The 16,281-nt window shown below is 46.5% G+C and carries 18 protein-coding genes; 13 read left to right on the plus strand and 5 right to left on the minus strand.

Annotated features, from left to right (window positions below; genetic code table 11):
• Positions 1–28 precede the first annotated feature (28 nt).
• Positions 29–415 (minus strand): ribosome-associated heat shock protein Hsp15, encoded by a 387-nt coding sequence (hslR, locus tag R7040_RS08300; RefSeq protein WP_005379292.1) that lies wholly within the window; start codon positions 413–415, stop codon positions 29–31.
• A 253-nt stretch (positions 416–668) separates the two neighbouring features.
• Between hslR and gspC the strand changes: the two genes are divergently transcribed.
• From gspC to R7040_RS08360, 12 genes are read left to right on the plus strand one after another with little or no spacing between them, the layout of a single operon-like run.
• On the plus strand, positions 669–1,595 hold the full coding sequence (gene gspC / locus R7040_RS08305) for a type II secretion system protein GspC (RefSeq protein WP_005379294.1): 927 nt from the start codon (positions 669–671) through the stop codon (positions 1,593–1,595).
• Positions 1,596–1,631: 36 nt separating this feature from the next.
• Entirely contained in the window at positions 1,632–3,650 is a 2,019-nt protein-coding gene (gspD, locus tag R7040_RS08310) for a type II secretion system secretin GspD (RefSeq protein ID WP_005379295.1), read from the plus strand.
• A complete protein-coding gene (gspE, locus tag R7040_RS08315) occupies positions 3,650–5,152 on the plus strand; it encodes a type II secretion system ATPase GspE (RefSeq protein WP_005379296.1) in 1,503 nt (500 codons plus the stop codon). The genes gspD and gspE overlap by 1 nt, the downstream gene beginning before the upstream one ends.
• Positions 5,152–6,369 (plus strand): type II secretion system inner membrane protein GspF, encoded by a 1,218-nt coding sequence (gene gspF, locus R7040_RS08320; RefSeq protein ID WP_025768303.1) that lies wholly within the window; start codon positions 5,152–5,154, stop codon positions 6,367–6,369. The genes gspE and gspF overlap by 1 nt, the downstream gene beginning before the upstream one ends.
• A gap of 59 nt (positions 6,370–6,428) precedes the next feature.
• Complete coding sequence (gspG, locus tag R7040_RS08325; RefSeq protein ID WP_005379298.1) at positions 6,429–6,872, plus strand: type II secretion system major pseudopilin GspG; 444 nt, start codon at positions 6,429–6,431, stop codon at positions 6,870–6,872.
• A gap of 29 nt (positions 6,873–6,901) precedes the next feature.
• Positions 6,902–7,501, plus strand: coding sequence for a type II secretion system minor pseudopilin GspH (gspH, locus tag R7040_RS08330; RefSeq protein ID WP_044129564.1), 600 nt, complete (start codon positions 6,902–6,904; stop codon positions 7,499–7,501).
• Complete coding sequence (gene gspI / locus R7040_RS08335; protein WP_017635009.1) at positions 7,488–7,877, plus strand: type II secretion system minor pseudopilin GspI; 390 nt, start codon at positions 7,488–7,490, stop codon at positions 7,875–7,877. Before gspH ends, gspI begins: the two co-directional genes overlap by 14 nt.
• A complete protein-coding gene (gspJ, locus tag R7040_RS08340; protein ID WP_025768305.1) occupies positions 7,864–8,541 on the plus strand; it encodes a type II secretion system minor pseudopilin GspJ in 678 nt (225 codons plus the stop codon). Before gspI ends, gspJ begins: the two co-directional genes overlap by 14 nt.
• The gene (gene gspK / locus R7040_RS08345; RefSeq protein WP_005379302.1) at positions 8,534–9,544 is read left to right on the plus strand and encodes a type II secretion system minor pseudopilin GspK; all 1,011 of its coding nucleotides are present in this window, start codon (positions 8,534–8,536) and stop codon (positions 9,542–9,544) included. Before gspJ ends, gspK begins: the two co-directional genes overlap by 8 nt.
• Positions 9,513–10,715 (plus strand): type II secretion system protein GspL, encoded by a 1,203-nt coding sequence (gene gspL, locus R7040_RS08350; protein WP_025768306.1) that lies wholly within the window; start codon positions 9,513–9,515, stop codon positions 10,713–10,715. The genes gspK and gspL overlap by 32 nt, the downstream gene beginning before the upstream one ends.
• Before the next feature lie 7 nt (positions 10,716–10,722).
• Positions 10,723–11,214 carry a type II secretion system protein M gene (locus R7040_RS08355; RefSeq protein ID WP_005383002.1) on the plus strand — a complete coding sequence of 164 codons (492 nt, stop codon included), beginning with the start codon at positions 10,723–10,725 and terminating at the stop codon, positions 11,212–11,214.
• Between the two features lies 1 nt (position 11,215).
• Complete coding sequence (locus R7040_RS08360) at positions 11,216–11,977, plus strand: type II secretion system protein N (RefSeq protein ID WP_017635007.1); 762 nt, start codon at positions 11,216–11,218, stop codon at positions 11,975–11,977.
• A gap of 302 nt (positions 11,978–12,279) precedes the next feature.
• On the opposite strand, the gene cysQ is transcribed toward R7040_RS08360, so the two are convergent.
• The 4 genes from cysQ to R7040_RS08380 all read right to left on the minus strand — a co-directional run bounded on the left by cysQ (position 12,280) and on the right by R7040_RS08380 (position 15,305).
• A complete protein-coding gene (gene cysQ, locus R7040_RS08365) occupies positions 12,280–13,107 on the minus strand; it encodes a 3'(2'),5'-bisphosphate nucleotidase CysQ (RefSeq protein WP_005379308.1) in 828 nt (275 codons plus the stop codon).
• A 44-nt stretch (positions 13,108–13,151) separates the two neighbouring features.
• Positions 13,152–13,721: an ADP compounds hydrolase NudE gene (nudE, locus tag R7040_RS08370; protein ID WP_042522602.1), complete on the minus strand. Its 570-nt coding sequence runs from the start codon at positions 13,719–13,721 to the stop codon at positions 13,152–13,154.
• Between the two features lie 176 nt (positions 13,722–13,897).
• The gene (gene nfuA / locus R7040_RS08375) at positions 13,898–14,482 is read right to left on the minus strand and encodes a Fe-S biogenesis protein NfuA (protein WP_005379313.1); all 585 of its coding nucleotides are present in this window, start codon (positions 14,480–14,482) and stop codon (positions 13,898–13,900) included.
• A 97-nt stretch (positions 14,483–14,579) separates the two neighbouring features.
• Positions 14,580–15,305, minus strand: a complete 726-nt coding sequence (locus R7040_RS08380; protein WP_042522603.1) for an amidophosphoribosyltransferase — start codon at positions 15,303–15,305, stop codon at positions 14,580–14,582.
• Positions 15,306–15,389: 84 nt separating this feature from the next.
• On the opposite strand from R7040_RS08380, the gene bioH reads away from it, so the two are divergent.
• Positions 15,390–16,157, plus strand: a complete 768-nt coding sequence (gene bioH, locus R7040_RS08385) for a pimeloyl-ACP methyl ester esterase BioH (RefSeq protein ID WP_005384724.1) — start codon at positions 15,390–15,392, stop codon at positions 16,155–16,157.
• The last annotated feature ends 124 nt before the right edge of the window (positions 16,158–16,281 follow it).

Raw genomic sequence — 16,281 nt, forward strand, 5'->3', positions numbered from 1 at the left:
GTGCTTTCCTCGTTGGTAATTCCGGCTTTTATTGGTGTTTGAACTTAATGATGTCTCGGCGCTGCTTTTTATCTGGGCGGCGTTCCGGACTTGGGTTGTGGGCATTAAGCTTACGTTGAGTCGCGTGTTCCTCACGTTTCGCGATACTCTCATTGGTTTCGCGATATAAGGTTTGTGCGATGGGAGCGCCTCGGCGTTGATCTGAGATTTGTTCGATGATCACGATTTTTTCTTCGTTGCCTTGACGAAGTCTGACTTCAGCGCCCACTTCAACGATTTTACTCGGCTTGCTTCGTTGGCCATTATAGTGGACTTTACCGCCATCGACCATGTTACGTGCGATGGAGCGGGTTTTGTAAAATCTTGCGGCCCATAGCCATTTATCTAGCCTAACGGCTTCATTTAGGGAACTCATAGAACACTACGCTATCTAATCACTGCCCGAATACGGCAATGAGTGATGGATTATTCACCTACAGATGGAGTCAAGGCGTATTTTTTTCAAGGGAGTTGGCAAAAACTGCATAAGAAAAAGGTATGAAAGACAACTTGTGATATAGTTCACTGCTCTTTGTTGAGTAATAATTTTATTGCAAATTTAGCAATTTAAAGTCGATAGCTATCGTTATAGCTTAAATGACGGACGTTAGAATAAAGGAATCCATTCAGTGAAACGTTTAGAGCTAAGTGCAGGATTATCAAGCAGACCGCTACTGGCTCAGATCAAGTCCAATCATTATACCATTCAAGCCAAACTTAGCTTGTTGCTTACCTGTCTGTTTATTGCGATAACCGGATGGATACTTGGCAAAATTGTGTGGTTAGCCATACCTCAATCGTCGGAAGTGCCGCAATGGCGTCCATCGGCGAGTAGCGTTGCTGCGAGCAATAAAGGCGACGCGATAGATTTTAATGCCCTTCAGAATGCCAACCTATTCGGTAAATACACTGAGCAAAAAGCGGCGGTTGTAGAACAGCCTATTGTTAAAGACGCCCCTAAGACGCGCCTTAACCTTACGCTGGTCGGTGCGGTTGCAAGTAGTGATGCCAACACCAGCCTTGCTGTTATTGCTAACCGAGGTAAGCAAGCTACGTACGGTTTGGGTGAAGAAATCGAAGGGACACGTGCGACACTAAAAGCGGTATTGGTGGATCGCGTCATCATTGATAACCAAGGTCGAGACGAGACCTTAATGATGGAAGGTATAGAATATAAGAAGCTATCTGAATCGCCGCAGGTAGCTAGGGCGCAAGCTCAGCGAGCAGAAGCAGCGACGTCTGACGTTGGAGAGAAATTAGAGCAAATCCGCGAGGAAATTGCGAAAGATCCACAAAGCGTTTTTAAATACATCACCATTTCACCCGTCAAAAAAGACGGAGACATTGTTGGTTATCGAGTATCACCTGGTCGTGATGCCGCATTATTTAATGATGTAGGGCTACAACCTGGCGATATTGCGGTTCAACTGAACGGGATCGATTTAAGTGACCCGTCTTCTTCAGTACAACTGATGCAAGTGATGAGCGATCCGCAAGAATTAAATTTAACTGTTGAGCGAGACGGCCAACAGTACGATATCTATATCCAATTGTAAGACTTAGGCAACCGGCGTAAGTTCAGGGAGACATACGTGAAACATTGGTTCAGCAAAAGTGCTTGGCTACTAGCAGGAAGTTTACTCTGCGTACCAGGTGCAATGGCAAACGAATTTAGTGCGAGCTTTAAAGGCACTGATATTCAAGAATTCATCAACATAGTTGGTCGTAACCTCGAAAAGACCATCATTGTTGATCCTTCAGTACGCGGTAAAATCGATGTCCGCAGCTATGACGTTCTTAACGAAGAGCAATACTACAGCTTTTTCCTTAATGTCCTTGAAGTATACGGTTACGCAGTCGTAGAAATGGACAATGGGGTACTTAAGGTTATCAAAGCAAAAGACTCAAAAACCTCAGCAATCCCTGTGTTAGGTGATGGCAGCGCGCAAGGCGATAGTGTTATCACTCGAGTTGTCGCGGTGCGTAATGTGTCGGTTCGAGAGTTGTCTCCTCTACTTCGTCAGCTGATTGATAACGCCGGTGCCGGTAACGTGGTTCATTATGATCCAGCGAATATTATCTTGATTACTGGTCGTGCGGCAGTAGTGAATCGCTTAGCAGAGATCATCAAGCGTGTTGACCAAGCCGGTGATAAAGAAATTGAATTGGTGGAGCTGCGTAATGCATCTGCTGCTGAAATGGTACGCATTGTCGAAGCACTGAATAAAAGTGCGAATCAGAAAAGCACGCCAGAGTTCCTTGAACCTAAAATTGTGGCCGATGAACGTACTAACGCGATTTTAATTTCTGGTGATCCAAAAGTAAGAGCCCGCTTGAAACGTTTGATTCGTCAACTTGATGTTGAAATGGCGACAAAAGGTAACAACCGAGTTGTGTACCTGAAAAATGCGAAAGCTGAAGACTTGGTGGATGTATTGAAAGGTGTTTCCGATAACCTGCAAGCTGAAAAGCAAGCCGGTCAGAAAACATCAGGTGCATCGCGTGGTGAGGTCGTCATTGCTGCTCACGCTGCAACTAACTCGTTAGTTTTAACAGCGCCGCCAGATATTATGATGGCATTACAAGACGTCATTTCTCAACTCGATATTCGTCGTGCTCAGGTTCTTATTGAAGCGTTAATTGTCGAAATGTCTGAAGGTGATGGTATTAACCTAGGTGTTCAGTGGGGTTCGTTAGAAACGGGTGCTGTAATTCAGTACGGTAACTCAGGAGCCCCGATTGGTCAGGTGATGGTTGGTCTAGAAGAAGCAAAAGATCAAACCCGAACTGAATACTATACCAACTCTAATGGCGAACGAACGCCATATGATGTTACTGAATCAGGTGACTACTCTACGCTAGCGTCAGCACTTAGCGGAGTAAATGGTGCGGCAATGAGTATTGTCATGGGTGACTGGACAGCGCTAATTAGTGCTGTTGCTTCTGACTCCAACTCAAACATTCTATCTTCTCCGAGTATTACCGTAATGGATAATGGCGAAGCATCATTTATTGTGGGTGAAGAGGTTCCGGTTATTACGGGCTCTACGGCTGGCTCAAACAACGACAACCCATTCCAAACGGTTGACCGTAAAGAAGTCGGTATCAAACTCAAAGTAGTGCCACAAATTAACGAAGGTGACTCTGTACAGTTAAACATTGAACAAGAAGTTTCCAACGTATTAGGCGCAAACGGTGCGGTTGACGTTCGCTTTGCTAAACGACAGTTAAACACCTCTGTCATGATCCAAGATGGTCAGATGTTGGTTCTTGGTGGTTTGGTCGATGAACGCGCACTTGAAAGTGAGTCTAAAGTGCCGCTATTGGGTGACATTCCGGTACTTGGCCATCTGTTCAAGTCAACTAGCACGCAAACAGAAAAACGTAACTTGATGGTGTTCATCAAGCCGACGATTATTCGCGATGGTGTGACGGCCGACGGTATTACGCAGCGTAAATACAACTTTATTCGCGCAGAACAGCTTTACAAAGCGGATCAAGGTTTGAAGTTGATGGCTGACGAGAAGATCCCGGTTATGCCTGCCTTTGGCCAGGAGCGTCAGCACCCAACAGAGATTCAAGCGTTTATTGATCAAATGGAAAACAACTAATGGTTGATATGTTAGACACAGCGCCAAGTATGCGTCGTCTGCCATTCAGTTTTGCCAACCGCTTTAAACTGGTGCTGGAGACAGAGCATCCTGAGCGTCCACCTATTCTTTACTATGTCGAGCCGCTTAACCCTGCGGCTCTGGTTGAAGTCCGTCGTGTATTAAAGAAAAGCTTCGTACCGCAACCTATCGATAAAGAAGCCTTTGATAAAAAGCTGACTGAAGCATATCAACGCGACTCGTCTGAAGCGCGTCAGTTGATGGAAGATATTGGTGCTGATAGCGATGATTTCTTCTCTTTGGCTGAAGAACTGCCGCATGATGAAGACTTATTAGAATCGGAAGACGATGCGCCAATCATCAAATTGATCAACGCCATGTTGGGCGAAGCGATCAAAGAAGGTGCGTCGGATATTCATATTGAGACGTTCGAGAAAACCCTTTCGATTCGTTTCCGTGTCGATGGCGTATTGCGTGAAGTTCTGACCCCAAGTCGTAAGCTAGCGCCTTTGCTGGTTTCTCGTGTGAAGGTTATGGCTAAACTAGATATCGCAGAAAAGCGTGTGCCTCAAGATGGCCGTATTTCGTTGCGTATCGGTGGTCGTGCGGTGGACGTGCGTGTATCGACGATGCCGTCCTCTCATGGGGAGCGCGTGGTAATGCGTCTGTTGGATAAAAACGCGACTCGTCTTGATTTACATAGTTTGGGCATGACCCCTTCAGTGCATGACAACTTCCGTCACTTGATTGGCCGCCCTCACGGTATCATCTTGGTGACGGGCCCGACAGGTTCTGGTAAATCCACCACCTTGTACGCTGGCTTGCAAGAGATCAATAGCAACGAACGCAACATTCTAACGGTTGAAGACCCGATCGAATTTGATATTGATGGCATCGGTCAAACTCAGGTGAACCCAAAGGTCGACATGACGTTTGCGCGCGGCTTGCGTGCCATTCTGCGTCAGGACCCGGATGTGGTGATGGTCGGTGAGATCCGTGACTTAGAAACCGCACAAATTGCAGTGCAAGCGTCCTTAACGGGTCACTTGGTAATGTCGACTCTCCACACCAACACCGCAGTGGGTGCGATTACGCGTCTACGTGATATGGGTATTGAGCCATTCCTTATTTCTTCTTCGTTATTAGGGGTGCTAGCGCAGCGCTTAGTTCGAACGCTTTGTCCAAGCTGTAAAGAGCCGTATGAAGCCGATGCGGAACAGAAAAAACTGTTTGGTATGGAAGCGCATGAACCGTTAGAACTGCACCGAGCAAAAGGCTGTGAAGCGTGTAACCAAAAAGGCTACCGAGGTCGAACAGGTATCCACGAGCTCATTATGGTCGATGAGCAAGTGCAAGAGTTGATTCATCGAGAGTCTGGTGAACAAGAAATTGAGAGAGCCGTTCGCGCCCATACGCCAAGTATTCGCAGTGATGGTTTAAGCAAAGTACGTCGTGGTATTACGTCACTTGAAGAAGTGATGCGAGTGACGAAGGAAACCTAATGGCGGCATTTGAGTACAAAGCGCTAGATGCAAAAGGCAAGCATAAAAAAGGCACGATAGAAGGGGACAACGCCCGACAAGTGCGCCAGCGACTCAAAGAGCAAGGGATGATCCCGATTGAAGTGGTCGAGACGAAAGCTAAATCGGCTAAGTCTTCAGGTTCAGTCAGCTTTAAGCGCGGCATCTCGACATCTGAGCTGGCACTCATCACACGGCAATTGTCTACGCTAGTCCAATCAGGAATGCCTTTGGAAGAGTGTTTGCGTGCGGTCTCTGAGCAGGCTGAAAAGCCGAGGATTCGTTCTATGTTGGCTGCGGTTCGCTCGAAAGTAACCGAGGGTTATCCGCTCGCCGACAGTTTTGCCGATTACCCACACGTGTTTGATGAACTGTACCGCTCCATGGTTGCGGCGGGCGAAAAATCAGGTCACCTCGATACCGTATTAGAGCGTTTGGCAGACTATGTCGAAAACCGCCAAAAGATGCGATCTAAATTGCTTCAAGCAATGATTTATCCTGTAGTTTTGGTGGTATTCGCGGTTGTCATCGTTTCGTTCTTATTGGCGACAGTGGTTCCTAAAATCATTGAACCCATCATTCAGATGGGCCAAGAGTTACCTCAATCGACGCAATTTTTACTGGCAGCCAGTGAGTTTGTGCAAGGTTGGGGGCTGATTATTTTCGTTGTGCTGGTGGCGCTTTTCTATGGCCTCAAACTGGCGTTGCAAAAGCCAGACTTTCGCTTAGCTTGGGACAGAAAAATCTTGAGCTTACCGCTAATAGGTAAGATCTCTCGAGGTTTGAATACCGCACGATTCGCGCGAACACTTTCGATCTGTACTTCCAGTGCGATTCCAATTCTCGAGGGTATGCGCGTTGCGGTAGATGTTATGTCTAACCGTTATGTGAAGCAGCAAGTGTTGCTTGCAGCGGATAACGTTCGAGAGGGCGCTAGTTTGCGTAAGGCGTTGGACCAAACCCGCTTGTTTCCACCAATGATGCTACACATGATCGCCAGTGGTGAGCAAAGTGGTGAATTAGAGAGCATGTTGACGCGGGCTGCCGATAACCAAGATCAAAACTTTGAATCAACAGTCAATATTGCTCTGGGGGTGTTTACTCCTGCGCTGATTGCATTAATGGCTGGATTAGTGTTGTTCATTGTGATGGCGACCTTGATGCCAATGCTAGAAATGAATAATTTGATGAGCGGATAATTTCGAATTAAGACGTGTCTACTAACGGCATGGCTTTAATCTAACTTTCGGAGAAAAAAATGAAGTTTAAGCGTAGTAAACAACAGGGTTTTACACTTTTAGAAGTGATGGTTGTTGTCGTTATCCTTGGTATTTTGGCAAGTTTCGTTGTTCCAAACCTATTGGGTAACAAAGAGAAGGCTGACCAACAAAAAGCGATTACGGACATCGTAGCGCTGGAAAATGCCCTAGATATGTACAAGTTGGATAACAGCGTTTACCCAACAACGGACCAAGGTCTAGAAGCATTGGTTAGCAAGCCATCTAACCCAGAGCCACGCAATTACCGTGATGGTGGTTACATCAAACGTCTTCCTAATGACCCTTGGGGCAACCAGTACCAATACTTAAGCCCAGGTGATAACGGTACAATCGATATCTTCACTCTAGGCGCAGATGGCCAAGAGGGTGGAGAAGGTCCAGCTGCAGATATTGGCAACTGGAACATGCAAGACTTCCAATAATTGAGCCTAAGCCAGCACTAATGAAACAAATGCGAAAACATAACGGTTTTACATTGATAGAAATTCTATTGGTGCTGGTTTTGCTATCTCTTACGGCTGTGGCCGTGATCTCGACGTTACCGACTAGCCAAAAAGATCTTTCCAAACAGTATGCTCAAAGCTTTTTTCAGCGTTTACAGCTGCTCAATGAAGAAGCTGTGCTGAGCGGTAAAGATTTTGGCGTTCGAGTGGATGATGCCAAATCGACCTACGCTCTACTGAGTTTAACCTCAGAAGGTTGGCAGCCTCTGAAATTAAAGCAGATTCCGAGCAAAACCAAGCTAGAAGAAGATGTTACGCTACAACTCGAGCTCGGAGGTGGTGCTTGGGATAATGATGAGCGCTTATTCAAACCAGGTTCTCTTTTTGATGAAGACATGTTCGCAGAAGAAGAGGACGAAAAGAAAATTGAGCCACCGCAAGTGTTTATCTTTTCCAGCGCCGAAGTCACGCCATTTACCCTGTCTTTTTTTCCGCAAAATGGTGATGCCTTTAATGACGGTTGGCGAGTCATTGGCAAAGAAAGTGGACAAATTTTGTTATTAGCTCCGGGCGAAGAAGTGAAAGAGGATGAGAATGCGCAATTTTAAGCAAGCTCGCCCAAATTTGAGTCATCGCCGGACGAGAGGCATGACCTTACTGGAAGTATTGGTCGCACTGGCAATTTTCGCCACCGCTGCCATCAGTGTTATTCGCTCCGTGAGCCAGCATATTAATACAATCAGTTATTTAGAAGAAAAAATGTTTGCAGCCATGGTTGTGGATAATCAGATGGCAAATGTGATGTTGAATACCGGAGAACTCAAAGCGAAAAACGGCACAGAAGAGCTGGCAGGACGCACTTGGTTCTGGAAAGTCACGCCAGTCGCCACGACGCAGCCATTGCTGAAAGCATTTGATGTGAGCGTCTCGGTAGAGAAAAGCGCGAGCCCTGTAGTAACGGTACGAAGCTATGTGGCGCAATAATCATCTCCGCGCAAATACGCGCCAAAGGGTAAAAGGTTTTACACTTATTGAAGTGTTGGTATCGATTGCCATCTTTGCCAGTTTAAGTGTCGCTGCGTACCAAGTGGTATCGCAAGTACAGCGTAGCAATGCGCTATCACAAGAACGAACCCAACGCTTAAACGAAATTCAGCGTGCCATGGTGATGATGGATAACGATTTTCGTCAAATGGCGATGCGTCAAACACGTACTAATGGTGAAGAGCCTGCTAGCCGGCTAATTTTTTGGTCCGATTACCTGTTGGACTCCGATACTAAAGGGCTGATGTTTGCCCGTTTAGGTTGGCACAACCCTCAGCAGCAGTTCCCTCGTGGAGAAGTAACCAAGGTTGGCTATCGCTTAAAAGAAGAAACACTGCAGCGAGTATGGTGGCGCTATCCTGATACGCCGGTTGGGCAACAAGGTACTGTTACTCCATTGCTAACGCAGGTCGAGTCATTTGATATGCGTTTCTATGATGGTAAGCAATGGAAAAAAGAGTGGGCTGAAGAAAAAGCGCTGCCGAAAGCGGTTTCTGTTGTTCTCACTCTCAAAGACTATGGAGAAATTGCCCGCACTTATCTCACTCCTGATGGCACATTGAGTCAGAAAGATGAAAGTTCAGGAGACAGCAATAATGGTTAACCGTCAACGCGGTGTTGCTTTGATTATAGTGTTGATGTTGCTGGCGATTATGGCGACGGTTGCTGCCAGTATGTCGGAACGTTTGTTCTTGCAGTTTCAGCGAGGCGCTAATCAAATCAATTACCAGCAAGCGTACTGGTACAGCCTTGGCGTCGAGGCGCTAGCAAAAGTGGGTATCGAACAAAGTTATAAAGACACCGACACGATTAATATGAGTCAACCGTGGGCGATAAAAGAGCAAGTCTATCCGTTAGATTATGGTCAAGCGGCGGGACGAATTAGAGACAAGCAAGCGTGCTTTAATCTAAATGTATTGAGTCGTGTGCAACCAACGGGTCAGCAAATTACAAGACCATATTTAGTGAATGTATTGCAGCGCCTATTAGAAGAGTTGGATGTCGAGCCATATCAAGCAGAAATCATTGCAGACTCTACTTGGGAATACATTGATGCTGATGACTCTGTCCGTTCGACTACTGGGGTTGAAGACAGCACATATGAAGCGATGAAACCTTCCTATTTGGCATCAAATGGTTGGATGGCAGATGCTTCCGAGTTACGGGCTGTCTATCAGGTGAGCGGTGAAATTTTCCAAAAATTGGAGCCGCTGGTCTGTGCATTACCAAGTGATGACTGGCGTTTAAACGTGAATACGATTGATGTTGAGCAAGCTCCGATTTTGGTGGCAATGTTCTCACCAAACTTAAGCAGTAGTGATGCGATTCAGCTAATTGAAAAACGCCCATTTGATGGGTGGGATAGCATTGATGAATTTTTAGCAGAGTCAGAAATGGCTGGCTTAAGTGAAGATGTAAAGAAAAACGCCAAAGGCTATTTGGGTGTGGATAGCGCCTTTTTTGAATTGGATGCACAAGTGTTGGTGGATGAATCACGTGTACGTATCCGAAGCCTTTTGCAAAGTACAAATAGAGAAACGGTGACCGTAGTTCGCCGTCGTTTTGGAGGGATCAGTGAGCGAGTTTCTGACCGTTCGGCTGAGTAGCGAACAACAAAGTACCATTCCTTGGGTGGTGTGGTCGACAGATCAACAGGAAGTGATTGCTAGCGGTGAAATCGCCGGGTGGGAACACTTAGATGAATTGGTCTCATATGCTGGTCAGCGCCAAGTTGTGGCGCTGTTGGCGAGTAATGATGTGGTCCTGACGCAAGTGGATATACCACCTGGTGCAACACGCCAATTCGAGGCGATGTTACCGTACTTAGTGGAAGACGAAGTTGCTCAGGACGTTGATGGCCTGCACTTTAGCGTGTTGGGTAAACAAGCGGATAAAGCGCAGATTTGCGCAGTTGAACGTGCTTGGATTCAGACTGTACTGCAACGTTTCTCAAGCCAAGGTATCGCCATTAAACGCATTTTACCCGATGTGCTTGCGTTACCGGTTCGTGGAGATCACAGCAGTGCTGCAATGATTGGCGAGCAATGGCTAATTCGTCACTCTGCGACAGAGGGCGCGGTTGTCGACGCTTCTTGGTTAGACCTTTACCTCTCTTCTTATCTACAAAATCATGAAGGTTGGAAGCTCGATTGCTATAGCTCGGTCCCGGAATCTGCGTTACCTGAAATATGGGAGCCGCAACCAGAAGAAATGACGATGGCTTTACTGGCGAAGGGGGTGACAGAAAGCAAAGTCAATTTGCTGACTGGGATCTTCAAGCCGAAATCTTCTTGGGGTAAATACTGGAAGCTCTGGCAAAAAGCCACCATTGCTGCGGGGGTGCTTATTGTCGTCATGGTTGCGCAGCAGTTGCTCGTGGTCCACAAGTACGAAGCACAAGCTCAAGCGTATCGTGAGGAGAGTGAGCGTATTTTCCGCCAGGTGTTCCCAAATAAACGACGCATTCCTACCGTTAGTTACCTCAAACGACAAATGGATGATGAAGAGCGCCGCTTATCTGGTGGAAGTGGTCAGCAGGCAATGTTGTCATGGTTGGCGGCATTACCCGCGACGCTTGGTCAGGTCAGCGACTTGGAGATCACTAGCTTTAAATACGACGGACAACGTGGCGAAGTACGTATTCAGGCTCGTAGTTCAGACTTCCAACCTTTTGAGCAGGCTCGTGTGAAATTGGCAGAGAAGTTTAATGTTGAGCAAGGTCAGTTGAACCGTAGCGATAACGTTGTGGTTGGCAGCTTTGTTTTGAAGCGTTTGTGAGGTGATGATGAAAAATTTAATTTCTCAAGCTCAGGTTTGGTGGAGCAGCATCTCGCAGCGTGAGCAGCGTTTGGTCATGGGATGTGGCGCTATTGCCGTTATCGGTATTATTTATTGGGGTTTATTACAACCAATGAGTCAACGTGCGGAGCTAGCTCAGTCACGTATTCAAAGTGAAAAGCAGTTGCTAGCTTGGGTACAAGATAAAGCGGATGGCATCACTGCACTGCGAAAAAGCAGCGGTGTGAGCTACTCTAGTCAACCGTTGAATCAGTTGGTTTCTTCTTCAGCTCGTCGTTATAAAGTTGAGTTGATTCGCGTACAACCTCGTAATGAGAGCGTTCAAGTGTGGATCAAACCACTCGCGTTTAATCAACTAGTGGATTGGTTACGTTACTTGAAAGAGCAACAGGGTATTGAAGTCGAATTTTTAGATATCGACCGAACAGAGCAAGCGGGCATGATCGATGTAAACCGCCTTCAGTTTAAGCGAGGTTAAGGTGAAGCGAGCAGTACTTTACGTTGTTATCTTTATCGTCTTTTTTTCAGTCAGTCTTTTAATGGGATTACCAGTCTCTTGGGTGTTACAACAAGCACCAACAGTGAGAGGCCTTGACATTCAAGGAGCCAACGGTTCGGTATGGCAAGGTCAAGCTGCTAGTATTCGTTGGCAGCGCCAGAACCTTGGAGAAGTTAATTGGGATTTCCAATGGTCGAGTCTACTGACAGGTAAAGCTGAGTTTGCTGTGCGCTTTGGTCGTGGTAGTGAAATGGACGTTCGTGGGCGCGGTTTTGTCGGTTATAGCTTAAGTGATGGCCCTTATGCCAAAAACTTAGTTGCCTCGATTCCGGCGGTAAAAGTTGTTGAGCAAGCGCGCCTCCCTGTGCCTGTTGGTGTTGATGGGCAACTTGAGCTGAATATTCGTCATGCGACTTATGCTGCGCCTTGGTGTAAGAACGGTGAAGGCACTTTAGTATGGAATGCCAGTGGTATTCAAAGCCCCGTTGGCAGCTTAGATCTCGGTCCTGTGATTGCCGATATAAACTGTCAGGATAGTGTATTGACGGCAACTGGTGAGCAGAGCAGCAAACAAGTCTCTGCGGCGTTTTCCGCTGAACTGATGCCTAATCAACGGTACTCAACCAAAGCGTGGTTCAAACCTGGTGCAGAGTTCCCATCCAGCATGGGGGAGCAACTGAAATGGTTGGGTAAGCCGAATGCTCAAGGTCAATATGAGTTTAATTACCAAGGGCGCTTCTAACCTATCGTGACAAAATCCAATATCTTAAAAGAGCTGCTATTGTGCAGCTCTTTTTGCTTTTGGATCATCGTAAGCTAAAACCTCTATTCGCTGTACATTCGATCTTGATTGGGAATGAGTGAAAGTTTAAAGCCATGATTTTTAATCGATTTGTTTCTTTTGTTCAGCTTTGCAAGTAATTGGAACATAGCAGGCCAGATACTCTAAGTGCTGTACAGAAGGTCAAAAAGAAAAGGCCACGAAGATATTCGTGGCCTTTCTATTGCTAGAATTTTGTGCTCTAAATTTTACCGATAGGGCGCTTAATCTTTGCGTTGTAAAATCTCATTCCAAGGTAAATCCGCATCACCAAGAACAATAAAATTCGGGTTTTCTAGTGTTTCCCGCTCGTTATATGACAGCGGTTCTAATTGCGTGCTGAGAATACGTCCGCCAGCTTCTTCAACAATGCATTGTGTCGCAGCGGTGTCCCACTCACCTGTTGGACCTAGTCGGAGATAGCAATCTACCGCCCCTTCCGCGACGAGGCATGCTTTCAATGCCGCAGAACCGAGCGGTATTAAGTCGTAATTCCAGGCGCTGCTCATACGGTTAGTAATACGATTGATGTCTTGGCGACGACTAATAGCAATTGCGATGCTTTGCTCTGGCTGTTCGTGTTTGTGTGTATGGATTTTGACGCTGTCCGACATGTCGGGAATTTTCCAGGCGCCTTTGCCATTATAAGCGTAGTAAGTCACGCCAGATACAGGACCGTAAACGACGCCCATGGTTGGTCGATTGTTGTCGACCAACGCAATAATAGTGGCAAAGTCACCACTGCGAGCGATGAATTCTTGAGTACCATCAAGAGGGTCGACTAACCAATAACGTTCCCACTGAGCGCGTTGCTCTAAGCTTATGTCTGCGTCTTCTTCTGACAACACGGGAATGTCAGGCGTCAGATCACTCAAGCGTTCAGTGATGAACTTGTGAGCTGCAATATCTGCACTTGTTACGGGAGTTTCGTCACTTTTGGTGTAGGCCTCGTATTGCTTCTTTTCATATATTTCGAGGATCATTTGCCCAGCACTGCGGGCAATCTCGATGACTTGAGGAAGTAGGTGAGATAGATCTTTTGTCATTGGCATAAGTGATAGTCCTTACTCACAGTGTTATTCGGTTCTAATGACCGTTATTGGTTATGCTTGTGAGTGGTGTTTGGTAAGTGTTTCAGTGCCAACATTAGCGCTGTGATGCTTCGTGCTTCACAGAAATCCATGTGAGTTAATAACTCTTCGGCTTGCGCAAGTGGCCAACGCACAATTTCCAGTGGTTCAGGCTCATCGCCTTCTTGCTTCTCTGGATAAAGCGCCTGTCCTAAAAATAGAGTCATTTTGCTCGAAAAGTAAGATGGCGCGAGGATAACTTGTTTCAACGGGGTTAACTGATTGCAGCCAAAGCCGATTTCTTCTTTTAACTCACGATCCGCAGCTTGGTGTGGTGTTTCTCCTGGGTCAATCAGCCCTTTTGGGAAACCTAGCTCGTAACGTTCAGTTCCAGCGGCGTATTCACGCACCAGTAATAAATCGCCATGTTCTGTTACAGGAACCACCATTACAGCATCTCGTCCACTTGGCTTCATACGCTCATAAGTACGATGCTCACCATTGGAAAAACGAAGGTCGAGCGCTTCCACAGCAAACAGTTTGGATTTTGCAACCGTCTGGCATGAGAGTATCTCTGGTGGGGTTCGTTTCGGCATGACGCTGGCTCCTTGGTGTCGTTGGCGTTTACGAGATGCGTAAGATTCTTAATATATGAGAACTCCGCCTGAGTTTCTAGCGGATTTTACGAGTCGAGCTAAGCATCTCAGCATCACCTCAGTATCGATACAAAAATGGGAGACCGAAGCCTCCCATTTTCTGACAGTGTTTACTCTTAGTAGTAAGAGTGATCACCACGGTCATGTTCTGTTGCATCACGAACAGCGGTTAGTTCACCAATGAACTGGTTTAGCAGTTCTTTCTCGATGCCTTCTTTTAGTGTTACGTCAACCATAGAACAGCCATTACAACCGCCACCAAATGCAACAATCGCAACACCGTCTTCAGTGATCTCAACCAAGTTTACGTGACCACCGTGGCCAGCAAGCTGTGGGTTCACTTGAGTTTGGATAACGTACTCAACGCGCTCAACCAGTGGTGCGTCGTCCGCAACTTTACGCATTTTAGCGTTAGGTGCTTTTAGCGTTAGCTGAGAGCCCATTTTATCGGTAACAAAATCGATTTCAGCGTCTTCAAGGAATGGCAGGCTTAGCTCATCCACGTAAGCTGAAAAACCGCTGTAAGAGAGTTCAGTGTCGGTCGATTCTACTGCTTCTGGTGGACAGTAAGACACGCCACACTCAGCGTTTTGTGTACCTGGGTTCACAACGAAAATACGAATGTTAGTGCCTTCAGGTTGTTGACCTAAAAGGTTAGCGAAATGCGTTTGCGCAGTTTCTGTAATAGTAATATTTGACACGACGAATACCCGAGTAAATTTGTAGGTTACTGCTGCTATTCTACTCTTGTTGACGTATGGGTCTAGTCTTTTTGATGCTAAGGCATGGCGAAGCGATCTAGAGAGAACGAGGAGCAGGTGTTCTGCAGATGCAGTAAATATCGATGCTTTCTACGCCAACTTCAAGTAGTAAATGACATAATTGTCGGACGGTACTGCCTGTGGTGACTACATCATCGACGATGGCAACATGGGAAGAGTGAGGTTGCTTATTGAGAATAAACGCGCCTTTTAAGTTTTGTTCACGGCTTGTTTTGGTATTACCACGCTGTGATTGGGCGAGCTTTACTCGACGAAAGACCTTCGCATCAAAATTAGTCTGCAATTGCTTGGCGAGGTGTCGGGCTAAAACATCACTTTGATTAAAACCCCGGCGCAGGTAACGCTGCCAGTGCAATGGCACACTGGTAATGATTGGAGCTGGCGTGGTGATGCGCTGTGCCAGTTGCTCGGTTAATGCTTTTACATGCCAAGACTCTCCGTGATCTTTAAAGCGTTGTACTTCCCGTGAAAGGGGAAAGTCGTAATCGCCTAACGTGTATAGCCTTTGCCATGGCGGTGGCTTTGAAAGACATTCACCACAAATACTATCCGTACTCATTTCTTCTTTCTGTAATGATAAACCGCAGCGTTGACATCGTTTTACCGGAGTTAGGTATTTTAAACAGTGCTCGCACCAGCGCAGAGTATTTGTGTGGCTTGGTGTTTGAATAGGGAACCGACACAGGCCGCATTGACTGCTCAATACGCGATGCATGATGTTTTGCCAGTGATGAGATAACATAGCGTTTATTCATGGTGATATTTTACTCAGCCTAACGCTTGGCTGAAGCCGTAGGGAATAAAATAAGTGGGAGAGATTGAGAGCATGAGCACGAAATTACACTGGCAGTCATTTGGTCAGGGACCAGATTTGGTGTTACTTCATGGTTGGGGCATGAATGGTGCGGTATGGCAGCAGACAGTCGAGTCTCTTCAACCTTATTTCCGAGTTCATGTGGTTGACCTTCCGGGGTACGGACATAGCGCCGAATCTCATGCTGAAGATTTAGACCATATTGCTAACTTGGTGGTGCAAGGTGCGCCAGAGAAAGCGATTTGGCTTGGTTGGTCCCTCGGAGGTTTAGTGGCGACGCATGTGGCATTAAATATGCCCGAGCGCGTGGCTAAGTTGATTACGGTTGCCAGCTCACCTAAATTTGCCGCAGAAAAACCTTGGCGTGGCATTCAACCGAATGTACTGAGTGCGTTCACCTCTCAGTTGCTAGAAGATTTCTCACTGACCATTGAGCGCTTTATGGCGTTGCAAGCGATGGGCAGCCCATCAGCGCGTAAAGACGTTAAACAGCTCAAGCAAGCGGTACTATCGCGCCCTCAGCCAAACCCTGAATCGCTGTTGGTTGGGCTAAACATCCTTGCTGATGTGGATCTGCGCGATGCGTTGACGTCTCTTTCTGTTCCAATGTTGCGTCTTTATGGCCGTTTAGATGGGTTGGTGCCAATTAAAGTAGCTAACGATTTAAGTGAACAGTTGCCTCATACCCAGCAGTTTGTTTTTAATCAGTCCTCTCATGCGCCTTTTATCACCGAACATGACGAATTTTGTGTTCAAATCCGAGAGTTTGCTCACGATTGAGCAAGTACGAGCGGAAATACCTCAAGTTGTTTAAAAAGTGGTCGATATAAAGGCTGGTGAGGTTTTATTAGCCAATAAAGCTAAGCCATATTGACGAGTTGGGCGACTCTGAGGAGGGTTCGCA

It is taken from the genome of Vibrio sp. 1069, from assembly GCF_033340555.1.